17 protein-coding genes are annotated in these 24636 nt (G+C 34.1%); 3 read left to right on the top strand and 14 right to left on the bottom strand.

The window, feature by feature from the left end; genetic code table 11:
• Nucleotides 1-117 precede the first annotated feature (117 nt).
• The 6 genes from dptH to EKH84_RS04240 form a co-directional block, all read right to left on the bottom strand.
• Nucleotides 118-5325, bottom strand: coding sequence for a DNA phosphorothioation-dependent restriction protein DptH (dptH, locus tag EKH84_RS04265; RefSeq protein ID WP_127065281.1), 5208 nt, complete (start codon nt 5323-5325; stop codon nt 118-120).
• A complete protein-coding gene (dptG, locus tag EKH84_RS04260; protein WP_127065280.1) occupies nt 5306-6697 on the bottom strand; it encodes a DNA phosphorothioation-dependent restriction protein DptG in 1392 nt (463 codons plus the stop codon). The genes dptH and dptG overlap by 20 nt, the downstream gene beginning before the upstream one ends.
• A gap of 3 nt (nt 6698-6700) precedes the next feature.
• Nucleotides 6701-8440 (bottom strand): DNA phosphorothioation-dependent restriction protein DptF, encoded by a 1740-nt coding sequence (gene dptF / locus EKH84_RS04255; RefSeq protein ID WP_127065279.1) that lies wholly within the window; start codon nt 8438-8440, stop codon nt 6701-6703.
• Nucleotides 8441-8617: 177 nt separating this feature from the next.
• Nucleotides 8618-11035 carry a S24 family peptidase gene (locus tag EKH84_RS04250; protein WP_127065278.1) on the bottom strand — a complete coding sequence of 806 codons (2418 nt, stop codon included), beginning with the start codon at nt 11033-11035 and terminating at the stop codon, nt 8618-8620.
• Nucleotides 11036-11406: 371 nt separating this feature from the next.
• The gene (locus EKH84_RS04245) at nt 11407-11733 is read right to left on the bottom strand and encodes a hypothetical protein (RefSeq protein ID WP_127065277.1); all 327 of its coding nucleotides are present in this window, start codon (nt 11731-11733) and stop codon (nt 11407-11409) included.
• A 127-nt stretch (nt 11734-11860) separates the two neighbouring features.
• Entirely contained in the window at nt 11861-13015 is a 1155-nt protein-coding gene (locus EKH84_RS04240; RefSeq protein ID WP_127065276.1) for a DUF6348 family protein, read from the bottom strand.
• A 1148-nt stretch (nt 13016-14163) separates the two neighbouring features.
• Between EKH84_RS04240 and trkA the strand changes: the two genes are divergently transcribed.
• Complete coding sequence (gene trkA / locus EKH84_RS04235; protein WP_127065275.1) at nt 14164-15567, top strand: Trk system potassium transporter TrkA; 1404 nt, start codon at nt 14164-14166, stop codon at nt 15565-15567.
• Nucleotides 15518-16966, top strand: a complete 1449-nt coding sequence (locus EKH84_RS04230; RefSeq protein WP_127065274.1) for a TrkH family potassium uptake protein — start codon at nt 15518-15520, stop codon at nt 16964-16966. Before trkA ends, EKH84_RS04230 begins: the two co-directional genes overlap by 50 nt.
• A gap of 125 nt (nt 16967-17091) precedes the next feature.
• Here the strand turns inward: EKH84_RS04230 and EKH84_RS04225 are convergent, their stop codons facing one another.
• The 8 genes from EKH84_RS04225 to EKH84_RS04195 all read right to left on the bottom strand — a co-directional run bounded on the left by EKH84_RS04225 (nt 17092) and on the right by EKH84_RS04195 (nt 23717).
• Nucleotides 17092-17553 carry a VOC family protein gene (locus tag EKH84_RS04225; protein ID WP_127065273.1) on the bottom strand — a complete coding sequence of 154 codons (462 nt, stop codon included), beginning with the start codon at nt 17551-17553 and terminating at the stop codon, nt 17092-17094.
• A 3-nt stretch (nt 17554-17556) separates the two neighbouring features.
• A complete protein-coding gene (locus EKH84_RS04220; protein ID WP_127065272.1) occupies nt 17557-18378 on the bottom strand; it encodes a helix-turn-helix domain-containing protein in 822 nt (273 codons plus the stop codon).
• A gap of 42 nt (nt 18379-18420) precedes the next feature.
• Nucleotides 18421-19128 carry a DUF5131 family protein gene (locus EKH84_RS04215; protein WP_127065271.1) on the bottom strand — a complete coding sequence of 236 codons (708 nt, stop codon included), beginning with the start codon at nt 19126-19128 and terminating at the stop codon, nt 18421-18423.
• A gap of 30 nt (nt 19129-19158) precedes the next feature.
• Nucleotides 19159-19302 (bottom strand): hypothetical protein, encoded by a 144-nt coding sequence (locus tag EKH84_RS21880; protein ID WP_190283483.1) that lies wholly within the window; start codon nt 19300-19302, stop codon nt 19159-19161.
• Nucleotides 19303-19599: 297 nt separating this feature from the next.
• The gene (locus EKH84_RS04210) at nt 19600-21204 is read right to left on the bottom strand and encodes a DUF5050 domain-containing protein (RefSeq protein ID WP_127065270.1); all 1605 of its coding nucleotides are present in this window, start codon (nt 21202-21204) and stop codon (nt 19600-19602) included.
• A gap of 20 nt (nt 21205-21224) precedes the next feature.
• Nucleotides 21225-22307 (bottom strand): hypothetical protein, encoded by a 1083-nt coding sequence (locus tag EKH84_RS04205; protein ID WP_207669755.1) that lies wholly within the window; start codon nt 22305-22307, stop codon nt 21225-21227.
• Between the two features lie 213 nt (nt 22308-22520).
• Nucleotides 22521-22640: a zinc-ribbon domain-containing protein gene (locus tag EKH84_RS04200; protein WP_127065269.1), complete on the bottom strand. Its 120-nt coding sequence runs from the start codon at nt 22638-22640 to the stop codon at nt 22521-22523.
• A gap of 102 nt (nt 22641-22742) precedes the next feature.
• Complete coding sequence (locus EKH84_RS04195) at nt 22743-23717, bottom strand: helix-turn-helix transcriptional regulator (protein WP_127065268.1); 975 nt, start codon at nt 23715-23717, stop codon at nt 22743-22745.
• 349 nt (nt 23718-24066) lie between these two features.
• On the opposite strand from EKH84_RS04195, the gene EKH84_RS04190 reads away from it, so the two are divergent.
• The gene (locus EKH84_RS04190) at nt 24067-24630 is read left to right on the top strand and encodes a Uma2 family endonuclease (protein WP_127065267.1); all 564 of its coding nucleotides are present in this window, start codon (nt 24067-24069) and stop codon (nt 24628-24630) included.
• Nucleotides 24631-24636 lie beyond the last annotated feature (6 nt).

The raw sequence follows: 24636 nt of genomic DNA, 5'->3' as shown, positions 1-24636 counted from the left end.
ATACATTTTTCTCCCTTCAAAAATTTATATTAATATACTATATTCCCTACATATATGTGCTTAATTTTAAATAAAAGTAACTAGATTAACTTCTACTTTCTAGTTACTTTTTCAACCCTATTTATCCAACTCCCAAAACGCCTTATCCCTTACATGAAGTGCCCGATCACTATCGCCCATCTTTACTAAACTATAGTGCTTCTCTAAACTCTTAATCTTATTATACAACTCATCTTCCTGTTGTTTCGTATGAGTATTAAAGATATATTTAACATCTTTAGTATTTAAATCCGCTACATTATGCACTACCCACGTTAGGATATAATTCGCGTAATCATTATCTGCAGTAGAGAAATGACTTAATAATTGGGTTGAAAGGATGGTTCCCACACCAAACTCTCTACCTTCCTTTAAAATCTTCTTAAGTGCATTAAAGTCTTTGCTTAGGAAATTATCTGCTTCATCTACTAAAATAAGTTTGTTCAGCTGTCTAATATTCTTATCAATCTTGCTATGCCCTAGTGATTGCATCTGAGAATAGAATAGATCTAATGTGATTGCCACAACTAAGTTTTGAACACTTTCATCATAACCTGCTAGATTAATAACTGTAACACCATCTAATAAATCAAATAGTGGATAGGTTTTTGTCGCATCTGGTTCAAAGATTTCAAAGTCTATTAGATTACTAAATGCTGCATATAAGCTATCTTGCTTGACATCTTCACGATCAATATATCTGTTATAAACATCCTGAAGTGTTGGAGGTGTTTTATCCCATGTAGATGAGTCATTCTTAGCAATTCCTTTTCCTTCATAGGCATCCATGATGAGGTCTTTTAATAAGTTTGATTGAACAACCCCTAATCCAAATCCCTTTGTCAATGTTTCTTTTAAAGTATTGCCTGTATGAAGAGGTAACATAGGCTTTGGATGAGCTGTTTTTACAAGAGCTAGTGGATTGTAAGGTAAATGATATAAATCATATACCTTTGCATTAGTTGCTTTGATAAAGTCTATTTTTTCTTTATTGTAATCCCCTTTGTAGTCAAAGATTAAAATACCAATATCTTTGCCTTCTAGATTATATTTACTTTGTCTATGCAACTGGGTAATCAGTGATTTAGTAAATTGGGTTTTTCCCGTTCCCATTGTTCCTATAATTCCTGTATTAGTATGGAATACTTTATCTGTATCATTTGGATACCACATAACAGGTTGATTATTACTTTGATTTGTACCAAATAATATTTCCATTGGCCTATTAGGGACTGCCTCTGGATCTGATGCAGGTTCTATTTTTTCTTCATCACCATAAGTGGTTGTCTCTTCACTTTCTCCAATGCCTTTCCCATACTTCTCTGTACTATCTTCTTCATCTTTAGGTGTATTTGCTCCTGGTATATAGGTATTAGCCAATAACTGATCTTTTTTAATATCATTAGATGCATTCATCAGTTGATCCATAATACTACTAATGCCTCTTGTCATATAGTTAATGCCATCTTCTTCTGTAAACTCAAGGATCGTTACATCTTCTTCCTTCTTAATATTTCTAAATTGAAGATCTTTCTTAAAAGACACTACAGCTCCTTTTCCAATTAGTTCTTCTAATTCTGTTGAGATAGTGTATTCTTCATTGAGTAATTTTCTTCTGAGATCACTATCAATAATTACATCCCAATTCTGATCATCCCATATTTGATAAAGTTTAAGTTTTTCTATACTTATAACAACTAACTGCATCATAAAATTACGATATATTTTAGTTTTAAGATCCATTTCTTCTGGCGCTTTATCAAGTGTTGTCATAAAGATGGACTTCGTTGTCTTAACTTGTTCAATTGCTTTTTGAATATAGTTGGATGTATTAATACCGATCTTAACTTCTATTGGATAATAATGAACTATTAATTCTCCACATCTATTTTCTAAACCAATTAGCATAATGTCATCACTTGTTGCACCACCATTTTCAAATCCTAGGTTCTTGGCTGAGAAAATACCTTCACTTTTCTTTAATCCAGCTCCACCAGACACACGTAAAATCTCTTCTAATGAAATTGGAACCCATATAATATCTTTGTGGTTAAAATAGGCCATAGATAGTTTAATAGCAGATAGAATACTTATTTTCTCCTTATCAAAGTAAGCCTTACTTGATACAAGTCTTAAAAGCCAATCTCCATTAATAGCATTAAACATATTAATGATTTGTCCTGTATACTCGCTAGCATTAATAACACCTTTTTGTTTTAGATGTTCTTCTATAATACTTTGATATTGTTTTGATTTTCTTGTCACAGTGATAGCATCATATCCACTTGAGGTGGTATATTGATCGCTATAATGAATAATCATAAGGTCTTTACTTGTTTCAGAAGTTTTAAAGAAATTTAGGTCCACCTTAGGCTCTATGAAAGTAACCCAATTAGATGCATTATAAACTTTCTCTAGGTTTTCCTCATCACGTTTATCTAATTCAGTAGTAAGACATTGATCTCTATAATAAGGATTACTAGAGTTAGAGACACGGCTTACACTATTTAAAAATCGAGTCAGTTTAACTAAGCGATTTTCCTCATCTATATATTTCATGCCATAGCCAGTGCGATAACTATCACCGTAATGAACGGATGGTACACCTGAAATAAGTCCTTTTAGTGATACCCCTGTACTGATTTCTGACATATTCCCAATACCTGTATCTGACTTTTGATTCATCTCAATTAAGGTAATATGGGCATATTCATATTCACTAGCATCTATCTCTTTATTATAAAATCTTAATTTTTCTCTAATGCCATTAAGTACGTCATTCTCTGTATAACGATCATTCACATCTAGAGAAATTCCAAACTTATCCTTAATCTCTTCAGTACTTGTATAATTAGAGAATTCATCAAAAATATGAGTAATCTCAGCTGTATTATAAATACTAATATGAATAGGATTTAAGGTTTGTATAGAAGCATTTCGCCTTAATTGCCCTACATAGTAGGCGCAAATTCCTTGTAATACCTCTCTACAATCTCCTGTATTAATAAGATTGATCTTAATCGTTGCATTACGATTTTGGTCAAATAGGTATGAGAAATGTTCTACAAATTCTTCTATCTTCTCTCTTACTAACTTTGAAACAAAACTTCGTGATCCTTTGTACTTCTTGGTACTATTTCCAACATAATAAGCCCATTCAGGTGAGTGCCACTGTTCAATCGGCTTGTACAAATTCTTATAATCATCTTGGATATATGGTAATAAATACACAGCTGACATTTTCTTAAGTAGGCTTTCATCCTTTAAGATCTGTTCATCTACTTCTTCATTAAGCTTTAGTTGATAAGCAACATTCAATGGTGCTAGTGGTGTATATTTAATTTGCTCTTCATTTTCATCATTTGTAATCATGCCTAGTTTCATGATATTTCTAATACTCTTGGGCAAGGCTTCCCCATCATTTACTTGAGCCATACAGTTTATAACAGCCTCTACATAGTTCTCAGCTAATCCCCTCAATTCTTCATTCAAATAGGCCAAACTAGGTAGAATACCTCTCTCTCTAAAGTATCTCATATACTCTAAATAGGCTTTCTTTACCTGCTCATCTATTTCTAGATCTATGACATTAACATTTCCTGACTTGATCTCCCAACATAATCCTTCCTTATTTAATAAAATTTGTTCAAGTTCTAAATGCTCTTTAAAGTCATCCCTTGCATAAAACTCATTTGCCCCATGAACAATCCTATTGTTCCCTTTGTAGATAAGATTCTGCTTACCACTCACTTTTGACTTCCATGCACCTAAGCCTGTAAGAACTAGAGGTTTTCTAGTCTCATCATTAATTGCTAAGTTAAGAATCAGTCCTTCTATATCTAATCTAATAAGTGCATACTTTTCATCTTCTGGTATAAGACCACTTGTTTTCCTTAAAATAACCTTTTCATCCCTTGCTACTGCATAAGTTTCATCGTTCTTTAATTGAATAATCTGTTCCATTTCTTCTCTTTCATTAAGAACGATCTCATCATCTTCATTATTGGTATAGAGGACACAGTCTTGTTGCTTCTTCTTTACCCCTAAACTATAGGTGGTCACCAAAGGTTCTAGGTATACTTTCTCTACATCAATAATACAAACATTCACCTTAGCTTTTGAATCAAATTCGTCACTTACGGTGATCGACTCAAATGTGCAGGTATTCGCAGCATGTGCTACTTGTGCCTCTACCCTTTTCCCTGCTACTTTAATTTCTGAGCAATTCTTTTTAATAGTCTCTTTTTTAGGAAACTTACTTAGGTTGATTCCTATCTTAATATCTTCATGCTTTGAGGGGTTAAAAATAAGTATATCCTTCGTACGTTTTTGAGCCTTAGCAGATCCAACACCTTTAACAAAGAATTCCATGTTTTCTATCAACTTATTACTATTAAGATAAACTTCTATTTCCTTAATTTCTATCTCTTCAATATTCTTCTTTTCTTCAACTGATTTTTCTACCTCTTTAAAGGTAATTTCTTCTTCCCAATTCCCTTTTTCAGCTTCTTTCTTGATACGATCAATCATTTTATCTGTAAAGGTATTATCAAGATCTCTAGCAGGATCTCCGAATCTAATACTTTGATCTATCCTTTCAAAATACTGATTGTTTTCTTCTAAACGCTTTTTAATTTCGCGATCCTTCATCTCTTCATTAAGGATTGGGTCATAAAGCAATCTAAATTCCTTGTAATTTTCTTTTTTAATTTCTCCTGAATTAATTACACTTAGAATTTCTTTGTATTCAAATAGGTTAGAGTTATCTTTATAGGTATCATTTCCCCGTTTATCCAACTCATAAGCTAAAATCTGTTTGTCAACTTTACTCATATTAGAGGAGTCTACTATACGCTTAATATCCTCAAGGATTTGATCTACATGAAAAGGCATACCTTCCTTTTGAAAACTTGCTGTAGCATTTGAAATACTATCTAAGTTTGAGTCATAGATAATAAAGATTCCCGCACCTTGAAATGATTCTTTATCTGTACCTATACTATTTCTTAGAGTTGTTAAAAAGTCTGTTTTAATGTTATCAATGGTTGCTGCAACAATTAATTTCTGTCCATTAATCTCTAGATAAAAGCTTCTGTAGACTATCTCTCCATTATTCTTATATATAAAAGGTCTTGCTATTTCTGATTCACTAAGTTCAAGATATAATCGCTCTACTTGATCACTATTTTCAAACATAACGCTATATTTATAACCTTCTATATCCCCTGTTTCCTCAAAATAACTTATAATCTTTTTCCCTAAGTAATTATAATATTCCTTTAACATATTGAGCATCACCACTATCACTTTTCTTTTCTATTAGATTTAATTTCTCATAATAACCGTTAATCTGTTCCTTGGTCTTTTGGTCCAGCATAATCCCTCGACGTGCAAGTTCTTTAAAGAGATCTTTTAACTTCATCTTCTCTTGATCTTTAATACAGATTTTAGTAAAGAAGATAATGTCTTCTTCTGTTAGGTTTAATGTATAACCTAATGAACGTCTGTTCTTTAGCATATTGCACTTACAGAACTCTATAAACCATTTACTATATCCAGTATATGCCCGTTCTCTAGTAGTTCCTTGAAACTGTGCATCAATGCATTTATATAAGTATGCGATATCATTTAGTAACTCTTCTTCATACTGCTCATCATAGGTGATCTCATCAAAATTAAAGTCTGTAATATTCTGTTTGTAAACATCTATAAGATATTTGATATCCTCATTAAATGTAGTTACTTTGATTTCTTCAATTTCTTCTGCAATACGCTTGTAATCTGCATTTTCATGAGGCTCATGCTTAACCGCATCATCTTGATTAATCATCTCTAGAAGCTTTGAATGTGAAAACAATCGTTTCACATGTGGTTCAAGTTTTCTCCATCCAAAATCATAGTTCTGTCTAGACTTAGTCATTTTTTCCCATTCTACCGTAAAGAAAAGTTCTTCTACCTTATCATAATCGGCTTTAAACATCTGATCTAGCTTAATAGAAAGTTGGGAAATATAGAAGAAATAATAGTAATTAAGTAATTTCTGAATGTATTTCTGAAAGCGCTCTTTCTCTCCTATAATGTATTTAAAGTCTTCTATAAACAACTCACTTACATAGGGTACTAAAGGTATAAAACTAGGTTCATAAGGGGGCCTTTCTTCAAGATCTGGAAGTAATTCATAGATCAGGTCATCTAATACATTATCTGCCTCTTCTTCAAAAGATGCTCTGATTATTTCAGTTTCTCTGTCTTGATTGAGTACATCATATAAAAATTGTGCTATTTTTTTATCATTTGAATTAGCATTAGTATAAAGCATTGCCCGATTACTGAATAATACAAGTTCTTCTTGATCATTGAAATAAACTTGCTTAATAATTTGACGAAGCTGGTATGCTTCTGCCCCTCCATTTATATGTTCTTTAATACGATCTAATATTTCATCCCTTACGATCTCTGCCTTGAGTTTCTTTCCTGTAAGAATCCTTGCATATTCACCTACTACGCCTGTAAAATCAGTAGTTACAAATTTATCCTTTACAATAAAGGGTAAATCTTTAAATAAAATATTACTCTCATGTTTAAAAGGAATTTTATCTTCTTTTGGTTTTTTATCAATATATCTATTTTCAAATGCATCTCTTGAAATTTTATACATAGGCTATTTTATCCTTTCAAACTCAAATCCAAATTTTGATTTCTTCAGTACGTATCTTGAAATATTCTCTGTATTTTTAGATTCTATAACTACCTCTTTTTTCTTATTCCCATAGTTGTATACTCGCTCTATGAGATTAACAAATGAAACAAAATTATTTTTATCTTTCACATTTGGCCTATATCCATTCTTAATATCTCTTATCAATTTGAACAAGGCAAAATCAACATTGATCCGTTCTTTTCTCTTCCCATCTTCATCTGCAATAGCCACTGTGATATATGGCACAAATCTCTCAATAAGTTCGTTGGAATTAATCTCACCTGGTTCTATCCACTCTTGAATTTTAAGCTCCTGACTTACTCTATAATGAAATTGATTAATCCCCACATTAACCCCCACCATTTTCTTTGAACTTCCACCATTCCATCTAAAAATGGCATCCATTAAATTAGTATATAAGTCTTTTAACCCCCTTATATCATTTGCATTATATGAGTAAACACTATTGATAAATTCTGCATAAACTTCATCTTCTATAGCAAGTTTCCCTTTAATCCCATTTAATCTATAGAGCCTAATAAATAGTTCTAATAACGCCTTCTTAGTCTCCCTCTGTTCTTCCGTCCTGAGATTAATGTCCATTTCTTCTAATGCTTTAATATAAACGCTATCATTTAAATGCTCTTTTAATAAGGTTATTACATCATCTAAAATGTTAAATCTTACAATGATTTCATCCACCGATTCACTTCTTATAGACATAGGATCAAGTTTGCTAATCTGTTCTAATACATTAGAGTAGTCGGGATGCGTATATAAAAGATTTGGCAATAACGATTTAATATACGCCTTTGGTCTATCCTCATAGTTTAGATTGATATAAGTGCCTTTAGAAAACTCCTGACCTACTAAAATATCATAAAAGAAATTGAGTAGTGATCTAGTTGAAATAATAATTTTATGCTTGATCATTGCCTCTACTAAAACCTCTATAATAGCAGCTTGTACTTGCTTCTCTTTTAATAGTTCATAATTATGCTTAATAGGGCAACTATTTTCTAATCTACATTCTTTACACTGTTGATACTGCTTATAAAACGGATTCTGCTCATGCTCTGCTACCAACTTATTCATAAGTTGCCTTACATAAAATGAATCAATATGATTTCCCTTTTTAGTAAGCTCATATAAGTGATAATCACTGAAGTTAATATGCTGAAAGAAATTATGAGCATCATATGCTGATACATGGGTATAACTTTCTAATATTTCCTGCTTACTAATATACTGCTTTAATTTTTTATAATGCCCACCTATTTCTGAGTCAATAAAGTTATTGAGTGTTCCAAGATTAATTGCAATAATGACTCTTTCATTTCGTCCGTTCTCTATATTCTCATCTCTAAAGCCAGTAAGTACTTGGTCTAATGTCTCAATAGAAGTCATATCGGGAGATAAACTCTCTGTGGCATCATTATGCAAGTAAAAATCATCTAACACCTTTTTCTCATGCTTTAAATATGATAACAAGTGTGATTTACCATCTCCTACACTACCACAAACTAAAACAAGTTGTTTATGCTCAGATTTTCTTGCTTGCTCAATGATGCCTATTAATTCATCTTCTAAATTTCTCTTAATATGCATGTATTTCTTAAAAGGATTAAAGGCATTGATATTTTCAACAGCCTCTTTAGAAGACCCTCTTAATACTTTAAATGATTCTACTAGACAGCTCATTTTTTACTTTTCCCCTCTATTTTTATTCTTCTCGCTTTATTTATACAGCCTTTTACTTAATTTATTTTTATTATATAGTATATTTCATGGTAATTGTAGTTAAGTAGTTTACTAATTTCTACATACCTTCTTGTAATATTTGATTCTGTAAGGATGTATGCACCTAAACCACTATTTCTACAATTGCTTAATCACTCCCACTAATTTTCCCATGATACTCAAATCCCCTTCTTCTATATGAATAGGTTCATATTTAGGATTAGCGCTAATGAGCAACACACTATCTCCCATATGCATGACTTGTTTAAGTGTGGTCGCACCATTATAGTACACGGCAGCTATGTCTTGGTCATTGACGGCGGCTGATGAGTCTATCACCACGTAGTCCCCATTTAGAATATCCTTTTCTATCATGCTATCACCCTTAACTTGCAGGATATAGACACTCTCCTTGCCTCTAAGGAGTTCTCTTGGCAAATCAAAGGTACCTCTTATTTCATCTACGATTTCTATAGGGATACCAGCAGCTATATCTGAGTACACCTTAATGCGCTTTAGTTCTTCTGGCTTTTGGCGAACTTCGGCTACGTAGACTTCTAGGGCGCTTAAGTCTCTTTCAAATACCGTTTCTCTAAGGGTTATACGGTCTACGTATTTATACGTTTCTATTGAGCTTGGTAAAATGCTTGCATTGCAAATAGGAATATCGCTAATTCTTTCAAACTTGTCATTAAGGAATGCTATATTCTTTCCATTAGTCGCAACACCGTAATTCACCTTGCTCACATTCATATAGGATTTTAACTGGTCAATGGCTTCTTCGATGCTAACGGTTTCTTTTTTAGTTTCTATGAAAATATAAGGTGTATTGGTCTTGGCATTCATCACCGCCACATCTACTTTTCCTGTTTGAGAAAAGTTTCTTACAGGAAACTCTAGCTGTATAAGGCTTTTCGGATAACCGTAATTACTCATAAGCTCACAGATCACCCATTGTCTAACGGATTCCTCTTCTTGGTTAGCCTGGGCAATGCTTTCTGTAAACAAATAATCCCCATAGGGCAACCGGTAAAAAGCATTCATGCGGCTACCTGTTTGCATACTTAAATAACGAGCATTAATATCTGCTATAAACTTAGAGGCTGTGCCATAGGAACACATAAAAAGTTTTTCTTGAGCTCTTGTCATACCTACATATAGTAGCTTTCGCTCCAGCATTTCCTCATCTTTTAATTCTTCTGCTTCTAAACCTTTTTGAGGATAAGGAATTACATCACTATTAAGGTCTGCCAAAATGACCACCTTAAACTCTAGCCCTTTGATAGAATGCATGGTCAGTAGTTTGACTTTAACTGCTCCAAAGCTTTCTTCTTGATTGTTTTTAAAGACAAAGCTTTCTACACCCTTTTCCTTTAAATGATCCTGCAAAAGTTCTAGATTTTTATTAAGCTTAGATACAACGGCAATATCCTTCAATGAATAACCTTGCTTAAGTAGTGCCCTAATCAACCTTACTATATAAAGATTTTGCTCCTCACTGGTTGCAAAATGCCTGTAAACAGGATACTCACCATGCCTTTCTAAAAGAGATGGTTTTACGAAATCATAATCAGATACTAAGGTTTCTTCTTTGGCCAATAAACTATAAGCACATTCTGAGATTTCTGTGGTAGTACGATAGTTTTTAGTGAGCTTATAGCCTTTTCCCTTCATATCATAACCAATACTTTTAAAGGATCTCCCCTTGGTAAGCCACGCCTGAGGATAAATGCTTTGGGCCACATCCATTAAAAATAAAATGGAGCTTTCCGGTGAATCTTCTTTTAATTCACTTATAAATTCTAGCTGCACCTTGGTTAGGTCCTGAGCTTCATCTATAATAATGTGCTTATAACACTCGTGCCTACTTTGAGTCTTGATATACTCTAAAGCTAAGCTATTTGCCCTAGAGCCATCTACTTTTCCTTGTTTGAGTAGTAGTCGCTCTACTTCTTCTAGTAGGCTAAATACAGCTTCACGACTCATGCTATTTTTGAAAAGTTTGCTTGGCCCTTCTGCATTGCTTACAGTCCGTCCAATACGTTCTGCTTCTTGATAAGCTCCTAGACTTGTATAATTACTTCCTTGTATCCAGTTCATCTCATCTTGAAGAAACTTCAAATTTTGCATGTTTAATAGCTTCACTTTTGGATAACGGTCTTTGATATTATTAATCGCTTCCTTTACTATTTCATTGGGAATCTTCCATATATTCTCTAGTTCCTTTTGTTTCTCTGCCTTCCACTTGCAAAAATATTTCATGGTGATGGAATCTATATTTTTAACTTCTACATGCTTCTCTTTATTAGCTTCATCAAATAAACTAATGGTTTGTATCTTCTCCATCTTTTCATATAAATACTCAATGTATTTGGTAAGGGATTTATTATAGGTAACAAATAATATTTTATCTTGACCGTTGCAATACTTTTCTAAAAGGTACGGTATTCTAGCAACACCTACTGAGGTTTTCCCTGAACCTGCTACTCCCCTAATAACAGCATACCCCATAGCACCATTCTCGGCTAATTTTAGCTGTTCCTTGTTAAGCTTCATGATATTCCCCCTTGCTTATTTGAATTTATTATACCGTAAACATTTATACTTTTGTTAATTTTCAATTAATTTTAAGTTTATTTGTAGGGTTATCCAAAATCAAGTTTTATTTTGCTACAAGCTTTACAAAGTCCTTATAAAATGCAACAAAGCATATCGCCACTTTAAACGATATGCTTGTTCTATATCTTGGTATTCTATTATCTCTTGAATTAGCCAATTCCCTATTTCTTACTGTTACTATACAGTAATCTAACTATAACACTATAGTTTTTTTAAATTAAATTCATTTAAACTTTTGTAATATTCCATTCAAGAATTTCACTTGTTCTTCAATGCATTTGGTCAAATCACTTTCTTTCCTTAAATACCTATGCTCCTTTAGTCAGATAAATAGCCCTTAAAATCCCTGCTCCTATATTGCTTGGTAACACCATAAAAATAAATACTATAAAGGGCACCCAGCCATATGCTTGAGTCGTGTAATCACTAACTATGTAAGAGGATTTTATACATGTGTAAATAAATAGCACAGTGGTTAAAAATACTATACTATCCACTACAAGCCATATTCCTCTAAAAATTTTATATGCCTTTTGATCTGCATATTCTCCTAACTTGATTTGCTTGATGAATTTAGTAAGTGCCCAAACCTGTGTAACAATCATGATAATAATGATGCCAAGTATCATTACCAAAATGTTCATCTCTTTTATTAAGCTTTAATAAGCTATCTTTTTAGCATCTAAAGCTCATCCTCCATCCTTTAATGTTGTTAAATCTCATTCTATATTTGCACAATATTTTATTCAATAGTTGGATTATCTAGATTTTATACTGTTCATCTACTAAAAAGGTACTTGGCACCATCACTAAATTCTCTAATTGACTTCCGTTACTTACAGCTTGATGGATAGCATTAAAAGTTGCACTACAATGAAGAATGCGCATAAGCTCCTCTTTACTAAACTTTCCTCTTAAAATCATTTGTGCCACTTGCTCTTCAATCCAACCATAATATAGTACTTGGTTTTTATATAACTCTATTTTTTCCTCTTGTTTAATAAGTATCATTTGAGAAGAGGGTGTGATTTCCTGAAAGAAATTTTCGCAGCATATTTCTGGAATAAATGCAAATAAGCTACTTGCCAAAGTTACGTCTTTACATAGTTTATAGCATTTATCATAAATTTGATTATAATCTTCTTCTGAATAACATTGCTTAAACAAGTCTACGGCTTGCTGGGTATAACCCTCTACTTCATCAAACATAAATTTTACCGGTACATAGGTCTCTTCATCTTGCATTAAGACAAATATTTGTTTTTCCGAATAAAGTGCACTCTTAACATGCCAATTTCTTGCCGCTTCTTTTAAAATAGCGCTAAGGTCTTGATGGATTATCCCATTAATTCTGCATTCACAGTGTATTGATTCATCCGTTTTACATATGTATATCTTGATATATTGCATCTTTCTATTGCCTAATCGCTTAAGAATTTCTGAGCCTAATAGCTCCCAATATTTGACCTGATGCCCGTTTTTGCTTTCTCCCTGAACCATAAGCATCGTTTCATAAAGCTTATAACGATGTACATTGCCCATGAATTGTAATTCTACCAGTTTGCCTTCTTCATCCTTTAAAGCCATAGTAATGCCACATAAAGCTGAGAGAGAGAAATTCGCAGCCGCTTGCTCAATAGCCGTATCTATATCCTTCCCTATACCAGTTACTGATTCTATAATGTCCTCATCAAACCTAGCATGCTTCATTACACAAATAGCTTGAATAAAATTTGTTTTGATATGAGGAATATGAACTTCTATACTCAATTTCAAAGGTTTAATAAAAAGGTTTCCATTTTGAATCTCACTATCTTGAATCACTTGGTTTAATACTTGAAGTAACTTTTGTTCTGGCGTAAGTAATGCTTTTTCTTCTTTTTTATTGCTTTGAAATAAACGATTGAAAATCCCCATTTTTTGCTATCCCCTTTCATTTTCAAACCTATCGCTTTTTAGCAATAAATTACTATCTTACCTTGCTTTAAAACGCCATACCCTTCTTACATTTTCCAATTTTGAAGACCCTCTTTATGAAGCCTTTTACTATTTATTGAAATTCTTACCTCTTGTAATTTTACTTATATGTAACCCTTTCTTCTTGTTTTTCATTTATTTTATCATATACCTAATATCATTTTAACATAATTCTATTTATTCAGATATTTTCTCCTCCTCTTTTATCTACTCTTTGTTTTATTTTTGCTTATACTCGCCCAAACGTTTGTGGAAATGAGAGGTGCTGCCTGTCCGTAAGGGTGACTTCGTAGTATTTTTTAGAGGCACTTGGCGAACTTTTTTAATGGGTTTTAGCCTGAGTGTCTGAGCAAGGCGAGTTTTCAGGCGTTCATTAAAAAAGTGAGCCTTAGTGCCTCAAAAAATACGGAGCGGAACCCTGGAGGATAGGCAGCACCTCTCATTTCCCTTCCCAAACGCTTCCCCCCCATAAGCAAAAATTCTTTTCACTTTTTATTAGGGATTCCACTTCTTGCCCACATATATAAAGGTGTAAAGATAAAACAAATAACTTCCCACAGCAGAATCACCACAGCTTCAATCTGAGGAACTGACCGGGTCGACCAAGTCTCAATCTATTGTTATAGGTACCTCTGGCTCTAAGGAAAATGTTCACTGATGCGCTGCAAGGGAGGCGCTCCTTATAAGTTATTTCATAATGCTTTACACTTAGCACTACCAAATAAAGTTTTCTAACCAGAGTCTTAAGGTCATGGTCTCCTAGGTAGGACAGTCCAGGCCGAGACTTTAAGGAGCTCCTCACTCATGGGTTAAACTTTCATAGCTGTCTTCGTAAGCACCGTTCTATCCGTATACAAGTGCTGAGGAGCTATTGTCATGCCTTAGAGCACCGTTTGCTTAGGCAGCCATGGAGGTTAAACTAGAGTCTGGGGCAAAAGAGAAGGCGATTACCATGTATTCATTACTTGGTGACCGCCTTTTGTTGTGCTTATTTTTCTAGATAAGCTAGCTGTATTTTACAATAAGTTGTATAATACGTTGTATAATATGCTTATACTAAATTATCTTTATATTTATGAGGAGTCATTATGAAAATCATTATTATTGGCGCTGGTAAAGTTGGCTACGCATTAGCTACTCACCTGTCTGCCCAGGGAAATGACATTACAATTATCGACAACAATCCCAAAGCACTCGAAAAAGTTGAGAACAACTTAGACGTACTTCCTGTTAAAGGAACAGGCATAAGCACAAGTACCTTACTTGAGAATGGGTGCCAAAGTATCGATCTCATCATTGCTGTAACAGGAAGCGACGAAGTCAATATGCTCTGTTGTTTGACAGCTAAAAAATTAGGTGCACACCGTACTATTGCACGTATCCGCGATCCACAATATGCCAAGGAACTCCTTCTTATCAAAGAAGATCTAGGCCTGGATATGGTTATTAATCCTGAAGAAGCTGCTGCTGATGAAATCGCTAGAGTCCTTACTGTTCCTGGAGCAATCCGCCTTGAAAATTTTGCAAAAGGTCGTGTGCGTATGGTAGAAGTTCTTCTTAAAGAGGGCTCTCCTCTAATTGGAACTAAAATGAAACACTTTGGTGATAAATTTGGAGTTTCCGTTTTAATTGGTGCTATTATCAGGGAGGATAAACTGATTATCCCTACAGGTGATACAGCACTAGAAACAAATGACACCATTTATGCTATTGGAAAATCTGCTGCTATTTATACGTTTTGCAAACGTATTCATGATAAGCCTTCAAAGGTTAAAAACATTATGATTGTGGGTGGGGGGAAAATCGCCTATTACTTAGCACGTCTTCTTAATGAAATGCATATCAAGGTTAAAATTATAGAAAATGATAGTGCCGTTTGTGAAGCACTTTCTGAAGAATTACCTAATACCCTTATTATTCATGGGGACGGCACAGATAGTGAACTTTTAGCGCAGGAACATCTTGAGGCTGTAGATAGCTTCATTACTCTTACAGGACGTGATGAAGAAAATATCATCTCTTCTTTAATTGCTAAACAAAGTGAGGTTCCTCGTGTTGTTACTAAAATAAGCCGTCATTATAGTAATGCTGTTATAGGGGGGTTAGGATTAGATACGATCATTACACCTCATGACATTATCACCAATCGTATCCTTAAATATGTACGTGGGGAAGCTGTAGAGGCACTCCACCGCATTGTAGGTGGCAAAGGTGAGATTATTGAATTTATTGCATCAGCTAATGATCCTCTGATTCATATACCTCTTTATAAACTCCGTCTTATTCCTGATGTACTCATTGCCACTATTGTGAAGAAAAATGAGATTGTTGTACCAAACGGTCAAACAATGATTAATCCAGGAGATAGGGTGCTTGTCATTACGAATAAAAATATCTCTCACTTAAAAGATATTATGGATACTACATCAGGAGGAATCACCGGTGAACTTAAAAATAGTATTAAGAAGCTTGGGAATATTATTAATCTGTGAGGCTATTGCTTTACTACCGCCTACGCTAGTGGCTTTCTTATACCAAGATGGGGACCTACCTGCTTTCCTCATCACAATAAGTATCGTTCTAGCAGTAGGGGCTGTGCTCTCTTTCATTAAACCAACTTCTAAAAATATTTATGCTAGAGATGGGTTTGCTATTGTAGCTATGGGTTGGCTCCTTATGTCTTTTTTTGGAGCTTTCCCTTTTTACATAAGCGGTGCTTTTCCATCTTTTATAGATAGCTTCTTTGAATCAAGCTCTGGTCTTACAACGACAGGCTCTTCTGTTTTAACCGCTGTTGAAGGACTACCACATGGTATTCTCTTTTGGCGAAGCTTTACTCACTGGATAGGAGGAATGGGGATCTTAGTACTTACTATTGCTATTTTACCTTCCCTAGGGGCAGGTTCTATGCAAATTATGAAAGCTGAAAGCCCTGGACCTATCGTTGGCCGCATCGTGCCTAAACTGGGAAAGACAGCTAAAATTCTCTATAGTATTTATCTAGGTATTACCCTAGTAGAGGTTCTTCTTCTGTACCTAGCTGGTATGAATGTGTTTGATGCTTTCATTCATGCCCTAGGAACAGTAGGTACAGGTGGTTTTTCTAATATGAATGCCAGTGTAGGCTATTATAATAGCGCACTGATTGACTGGATTATCACTATCTTCATGATCGTGTGTGGTGTGAACTTCTCCCTTTATTATTTGATTTTTAAGGGGAATATGAAGACTTTCTTTAAGAATAATGAGCTAAGAGTTTATCTTTGCATTTTATTAGGAGCTATCTTACTTATTACCTTTGATTTACTGGCACGTAATACTTATGGTTCCTTTGGTGAAGCTCTTAGATTTTCTTCTTTCCAGGCAGCTTCCGTTATGACAACCACAGGTTATGCTACAACAGACTTTAATGAGTGGTCTATGTTTAGTAAAATGATTCTCCTCATTTTAATGTTTGTGGGTGGATGTGCTGGCTCTACAGCAGGTGGTCTTAAAGTGTCCCGTGCTATTATTTGCTTTAAAAGCATCAAGCATTCCTTAAAACAAATTGTCCATCCTAATGGTTATTACTCTGTACGTATGGATGGCAAAAAGATAGACGACAAAACGGTACTTAGTGTCCTTAACTACTTCTTCATCTACATGATTATCTTTACAATAGGGATCATCATTATTTCTTTAGATGGGTTTGACTTTACTACCACCCTTACTTCGGTCATTACTACTCTTAATAATATCGGACCTGGTCTTGGCCTTGTAGGACCTACGGGTAATTTCTCTGCCTTTAGTGATGTCAGTAAACTCGTTTTCTCTATCTTGATGATTATAGGACGTCTGGAAATTTACCCTATTCTCTTGCTACTTACACCAGACCTTTGGAAAAAGAATTAAAGAGGTATGCTCTATACGAAAAGAAATAAATTGACAACGGATAATAAATAAAGAGCTATAAAACGCAAGATTTCATAAGCGTTTTATAGCTCTTTTGCTACTGTTAATAGATAAGTCTCAATTGATTACAAATGCATATACTGTTTTACGACTTCAAGAGGGAACATAGTGCGCTCCGCCACTTCTTCTACCGACATACCTTGCCCAATGAAACGCTTGATAACTACCCCCATATCCTCTGCAATTTCCACGATATGCTTGTCCGGATCATACACCCGAACATCACGCTGTCCCCAAGGATATTCTCTTATCTCATGTACCCACAGTATACCGGGTGTACGTTTTAACCCGGTGTACACCGTATCCAAATCTTCTACCTCAAAGTAAACTTGAAAATTATTTGATTCTTCTTGGACGCTATCTGATGGAACGCCAATTAACTCGGCATACCCCTGTTGTAGAGAAAACCCCTCAAAAGTAACATGTACACCAATGTCCATCAAAATCTTTTGCTGAAGAACCTTTTCATAGAAATTTTTTGATATCTCCATATCCTTAACTGCTAATAAACATCCTTGATATTTCATAGATTATCCCCTCCTTGATGATAGTATAGTGGATACCTCTGTGGCATCATAGTAAAAATCAGACATGTATTTCAAATAGTTCTGAGGGGTAACGCCGCTAATGGCCTTAAAATCTTTATCAAAATGAGCTTGGTCGAAATATCCAGTTTGTTGCGACAACGCTGCAAAGAAACATGGCGATTTTTGTATATGCCTTAATACATCATTAAAACGAACAAGACGGGTATAGCTTTTGACGTTCATTCCAATCTGCATTAAGAAAAGACGGTTTAAATGCCTTTGGCTATAACCGACCTTTTTAGCCAGTTCCGCAACAAGTATTTGACCCTGATGATCTGAAATGGTTTTTGTCGCAAAGAACAACGCGTCTGAAACAACACAGTACGCCATATAGTTATATAAAATCTTATCACACATACTAAATAATTCTGTTACATTGTTTGCGGTTTCAAAAGCACGGCAGAGGGAATTAAAAAGCTCCTTATCCACATCTTTGAGCGGCATACGCTTATCCGCAAATTCAGCTTGGTGGCAGTGTGTTATTTGATATAGTCCACAAGGTGAAAGTTGTATCAATAGCATAACTTGATATTGGTTGGGTTCAGCTCCAAGCAAAGTAGGGGTTACAGAAGCCCCCCATAACTCGGCTAAAATATCTTTTCCATTATAGGCAAGAGACAATGTGCCACATGCGTCAGGCATAAGCGTATACTGTTCTACGAACATATTTTGCTTTGGGAAAACTATATTATAGAAGAGGACATATTGATCAAGTAGACTATGTGGTGGGCTGATATTAAAGGCTTTATCACTATGAATACGCATGCTGCATTTCCTCCTCTCTATTTAATGAAATCATAAGAGCTTTTAGCAGTTGATATTCGCTTTTTTTGCCTGGGAACATAAATCCCGAACTGACAATTTATAATATTTACCATCCTTGATAAAATGAGTGCCACATTGCCTAAATTCAAAATGAATGCTATGTCGTATACATTGCTCTCTTATATCAAGTACCCAATCATAATGAAATGGCCTGGCATCTTTATCAGACTCGCCGCCGACTACCACCAGTTCTATATCTTTTAAATACTTCTCAATATTCACTTTTTCAATTAGAGGTTGGCAAATAATATTTTTGTGTTTGATAGGTAGGGTAGAAAAAATGGAAAGGCGGTAGTCGGCAGTCTCTTGATTTTCTACTGTACAGCCAACAGTTACGTTATCATATCCATCATTCCAATCTACGGGAATACAGTTCATAAATCGATCAATTCTTTTTGTGAGAAAAATAAAATGCAAGTCTGAACGCTCTTTGATCATCTCCCAACATTCTTGCCTCCATATATCGGCATCTTCAATTAAAAAATCAGTTGAAAAGCCAAGATAAACGGTTTGCCCTGCTTTAATTTTGTATTCCCCTGATTTATTTTTCTCAATAGGAACATTAAATTTGTCTGTGCGGACAATGACATTTGTATCTATGCCCCGCTTATCATCGCCTTTATGAATATAACAGTATTTACAGCCTTCACTATATCTATGACAGCCACGCCATGGGTTCCACATAGCCATAAAAACACCCCTTTTTTATAATTGATATGCCTATAGTTTACCAATAAATTCTATCATTTTATATACTAAAAAAGGCAATAACCTTGCATTACTTATGCTATCTACATCTCTTGGATTCATCTGATGCGCTTTTCGATAATAATTTATTGCTAAGTCATATTCTTGTAACCGCATGCAACACTCTACCATAAGCCTTAGTAGTTCTGGGTCTTTATTATAGCATATATTATTATGAATAATAAAAATTATTTTACTAACATATTATATCCTTGACCAAAAACACCGTTGTAACTTACTACTATCTTTACTACCTACCTTTCTTTAAAGTTTATGACGCACTAAAAAGACGAGCACCTATAGGATTGGTGTTCGTCTTTTTAGTGTTTATATTTATAGATTGTTATCTACTTTAGATTGGGTATGTTCTACTTTTTCTTTAGAAAGCTGAGTAAATTTTGCCTTCTCCTCTAATTACACTGTTTTTATAGATTTCCACTGCGTTTTATTATTCGCCTTTTCAAAAAAGAATAGTCTGTCTCCTAGTACATGTAAATTACAAATATAACCTTCATCGGATAGGTAGACTTCCTTTTTATTTGATGGTGTATCTGGAGAAAATCTTTTTATTTGGTTTGTATAAAGACAATAAGCATAGGTATCATCTAGATTATCGTAGCGGATTATATCTAGTGCTACATCAGAACTTTTAGGTATTATATCACTTACTATATGGTTACTTAAATCGTTCTTCTCTATCTTGTCATAGTGCATATCCTTAAATAAGAATTTCTCTATGTAATAACATCTATAGTAAAGCTTATTATTAATAAAAAGGATATCCTCATTACTACAGCTTGCACCACTGGTCTGGGCAATTTGCTCGGTGCTTTCAGTTGCTATACTATACTTGTAGAATTTCTTATAATCATTAAAGTAATAAATATTATTTTCATCAACATTGACTACCCCTTGGCATGTAAAGCACTTTGTAACTTCGCCGCTTTGTTCATCTACAGTATAAACATCTACACCTTGTAATCCCAATATAGTTACATTTTCCGCTATCACAAATAGATGGCTACCCACTACCATCATAAAAAGCTTTGATTCTTTATTACGGTGTATAGGTAAACTTTTTTCTTTAGCTATTGGAATATCCTTTAAGGAGCATACTTTAGTTCTAGAATCTCCATCTAAATCAACCTTATAAATCACATTAGCAACAATGTAATAGATGGCATTCCCTACTACATTTATGGATTTGGCTTCCTCTTCACAGATGCACTTTTTATCTTCTCCATTTATTTTGGATCTATATAAGAAGTAATCATTTTCTGGTTCCGCAAAGAATAAATATTCTCCTTGCCTTGCCATATATCCCCCATTTGATAGGTTATGTAGTGTATTGCCCAGCTTATTGACTGGACCAGTATAGTGGAATTTGTGACTTGCTCCATTCCCACCCATTGCTGTGTCAGCTGGTGGTACATAGCCATAGTTTTCTGCTATCCCTTGTAAGCCTGTTAATCTATAAATATTATCAATCTTATCTTTGATTTCCTGGACACCTTTTCTATTGACACTAAAATACTCGAAAACATCTTCGTATTCGTCCATATAATCATGGTTTGCATGATCAAGGAATAGATACTCCATAATGGTCTGTAATATTGCTTTTTGGGAATTAATACTTTCAATATTCTCTATACTAGCTAGATCCACTTCGGCTTGTACATTCATTACACCTAAATAGTTTTTTACGGAACGGATAAATTGTTGTTGGTATGATGTAATCTGCTCACCCATATTGGCAATTGTATAAAGAAGCGCTACCAAGAATTCTTTTTCTGTCTCATCAAGCTCTGAAATATTCACGACAGTATTTAGATCATAAAGTCTTTTTTTCTCCATCGCAGATAAATCGTCTAATATAGCATCCGTTACTTCATCAATCGCATCTAATCTCTCATTAAGCTTACGACTTACTCTATCTATGGCTTCGCCTTGTCTTCTAAACTTTTCCTCAAAAGGCTTCGCTCCTGCTACCATGCCTTTTTGAAAATCTTTTCTTCCCATATGTAATTCCTCCTTAGATGTTAAAACTCATAGTCTGTTCCCATAACAATAGTATGGAATTCCTTTTCCAAAAACTCCTCTTTAACTTGGTTTATAAATTTGGTATCTGTAATTAATCGATAAATGGTTACCAGTATCCCACCTACATCCAACTGTTTTAATGCGCTTTCATTTCCAAGAGAAACACTTATAGCTACATAAATCACATTACTTGCACTGGCAATACTATTAGAATAGCTTAAGATTTTTCGTGTTTTAACTTCATATATTTCTCTGCTACTATACTGGGCTGGATTATAGAACAATCCATGTATAGCCGCAATGAGCATATTAATGAAGCTAGAAACAGCAATCCCTCTAGTCACACTATAAACATCAATACCATTCTTTAAAAGCTTAGAGGATAAATCTGGAGATAAGCTATTAATGATAGGAATGGGTAAGCCCATTGTTGTAAATGCATCTGATGCTAGATGTACGGCATGTTTCATCACTGCTAAGATAAGGTCTTTATAGTCTTTCTGCACTCTATCTACACTTTCTAAGAAAATATGCCCAATGTTGGTTGCTTCACAAATCTTGTACTCATTCCCCACAAGCACTGTATTATAGGATTCTAGTAGGAAATTATTCTTCGTAACTGTGTCTGTTAGAATATTAGCAGTACCAAAAATCCAACCTAATAATGGATCATGCCCTAGAGTTGTATATCTATGGTTGGCTCCACTTATGCCAGTGTTGCCTATAAACCCTTCTTTTTTGAAAGCGTCATATGGCACGGGTCCTGCCAGAGATATTGGCACATATTTTTTCACAAACTTACTGGCTTCTTGGTCACCAACCCTTAAACTATCATTAGTTAGCCAGTATTGTCTAATGCACTGCAAAGCTGTTGCGAAGAACAAGAATTTAACATCTACACTATCTAATTTCGTTACGCTAGCAAACTTTTTATCTATATCATTCATTATATTTTGAGCATTCGCGGCAACATTTGCTACTCTATAAGATTCACTTGCAACAGTCTGCATATTGCTAATATCCTGTTTTGCTCCCTCTAGTGCTTGATTTTTCTTTGCTCTTAACTTTTCATACTTATTCATTTTATCTTTCTCTTCTCCACATCTTTTTCAAAATCGTTTCAAGCTCCATGCCTTTTATAAAGTGTTTTTAATTTGCAAAAAAATATTTAGTTCATTATATCAAACTATATTATTTATTGCCATACTTCTCCTAATTAAGACTCTTATGTTTTTTAAATATTTATTACTAATAAATCAAATTATCTCGCTTTTTACTAGTGTTATAGTGTTTTATTATGACTCTATCACTTGTAATTCAAGACCACACTTTGGACATTTGTCAGCTCCTGGTAATATGTAATGACCACATTTAGGGCAGTATGTAAATGGAATAAAAAATCTATTAGCTTTCATCTCTTTTTCTCCTTATCATCATTCTTTAAGTTATTTATGCTATAGGATCATTATAAAGAAAAGGGTGGACATCTTCTGTCCACCCTTTTCTTTATCTACTATTTAGTTGTATAGTTTAAACATCTGCTCTATGGTTTGCTTCATTTCTTCTCTAAAGTTCAGCGGCTCTAGTACTTCTATGTAATTTGCCTGACTTAAAAGCCACATCTTAACGCCTTTACCATATACCTCTGCTTGTATGATATAAGCTTCTCCCTCTTTCTCAACTATTTTAGCTGTTGGAAGTCTGTCTAATAGTGCTTCCAAAGATGGTCCCCAGAATCTTAGCTTAATAGTCATTAACTCTCCTGGATACATAAACTGAATACGCTTTCTTATCTCTCCTTCTTCAAAGCGATTCTGCTCACTTAAACTAAAACCCTCTTCTAGTATCTCATAAGCTAATATCCGATCTATACGATACATGATAGGCTTTGTTTCATCCTTTAAATAGGCAATAAGGTAAAAATAGTACTCTGAAAACATAATGCTAATAGGTTTAACAAACCGTTCTACTATCTCTTCATTTTGTTTAATGTATTCAAGCTTAACTTTCCGTCTACCACTAATAGCCTGTGCTAGATTTACCAGGGGTTCTATGCGTTTACTATTATTTTGAAGTTCTGTATAGTGATACTTCTCACTCAGAATATATTGCTCTATAGACTCCTGACCTTGCCTTTTACTGTACCTAACAAGTTTTTGAATAATATGATCTAGTTCTTCTTTTTCTAAGGCTCTACTTTCTAATAAAATTTTAGCTAGTACAAGTATTTCCCCACTATTAAGATTTTCCTCTTGTCTTCCTATCATTTCGTAATGATAGTCTATGGGATTATTCCTAATATACACCCCACTATGAGGGTCAATATCTTCTAGATATGTATTAAGGATTCCAATATCTCGTTGTACTGTTCTTTCATCTATGTCCATTTCAGTGGCTAATTCGGCCTTGGTATATCTTTTGCCACCTTGTAAATGGTTGTAAAGTTTAAGTAGTCGTTCTACTTTGCTCATTTTCTTGTTTTCTTCAGTCATTAGTATTTCTTACTCCCTTTTCTTATAAAAGCTACAAAAAGTATATCCAAAGAGGTAGACAGCTTTTATCCACTATTTATACCATATGTCAAATTTATTATATCATCTAGTATCTCTAGTTTTAACTATCCCCAATTTAATATGGACTAGTTGAAGATATCCACATTTTTAGTCACATATCCCACCCCAAAAGAATTAGGTTGTTTCTAATATTATACCTTTTAGCAATAGAATAAGTCATCATTTACATGCTATTTGAACAGGTTAGTCTTCCCATGTTATACTATAATTAATAAATGGCAAGACTAAAATATTCTGGTTACTAAACTACCGTCAAGGAGGATGAACAATGGCACTTAATGATGATTATCATAAAGAAGAATGTATCCAAGGTGTAATTTATACTATGTCCCCCTCTGCACCTTTTGAGCATGCCACTGTAAATGGGAATATTTATGGTGAGCTATATGCTCAACTTAAACACTCTCTATGCAGCGTATTTATGGAAAATGCAGATTTGCACTTTGATGAGCAAAGCAAAGATTATGTTGTTCCAGATATTATGATTGTTTGTGATACTAAGGCCTTTAAGAAGGGAACTAAAAAGTACTATGGTATACCTAAATTCATAGTAGAAACATTAAGCCCTTCTACGGTTAAAAAGGATAGAACTGTCAAAAAAGACTTATATGCTAAAAAGGGCGTAAGTGAATATTGGATTGTAGACTATAAATCAAAATCTGTAGAGGTACATTATCTAAAGAATGGTACTTATGAACTGGTTAACGTCCTTATGCTACAAGATGATTCTGAAGAGGATGATTATAATGCAAAAGAAGTTCTTGAACTTAGAGAATTTCCAGGTGTGAAACTTGTTTTAGAAGATATATTCCATCATGTAGATTGGGTATAAATATAA

This window comes from Cellulosilyticum sp. WCF-2, assembly GCF_003990395.1.
Lineage (GTDB): Bacteria > Bacillota > Clostridia > Lachnospirales > Cellulosilyticaceae > Cellulosilyticum > Cellulosilyticum lentocellum.
The sequence above is the reverse complement of the archived record's forward strand: the minus strand, read 5'-3'. Positions and strand labels throughout refer to the sequence as shown.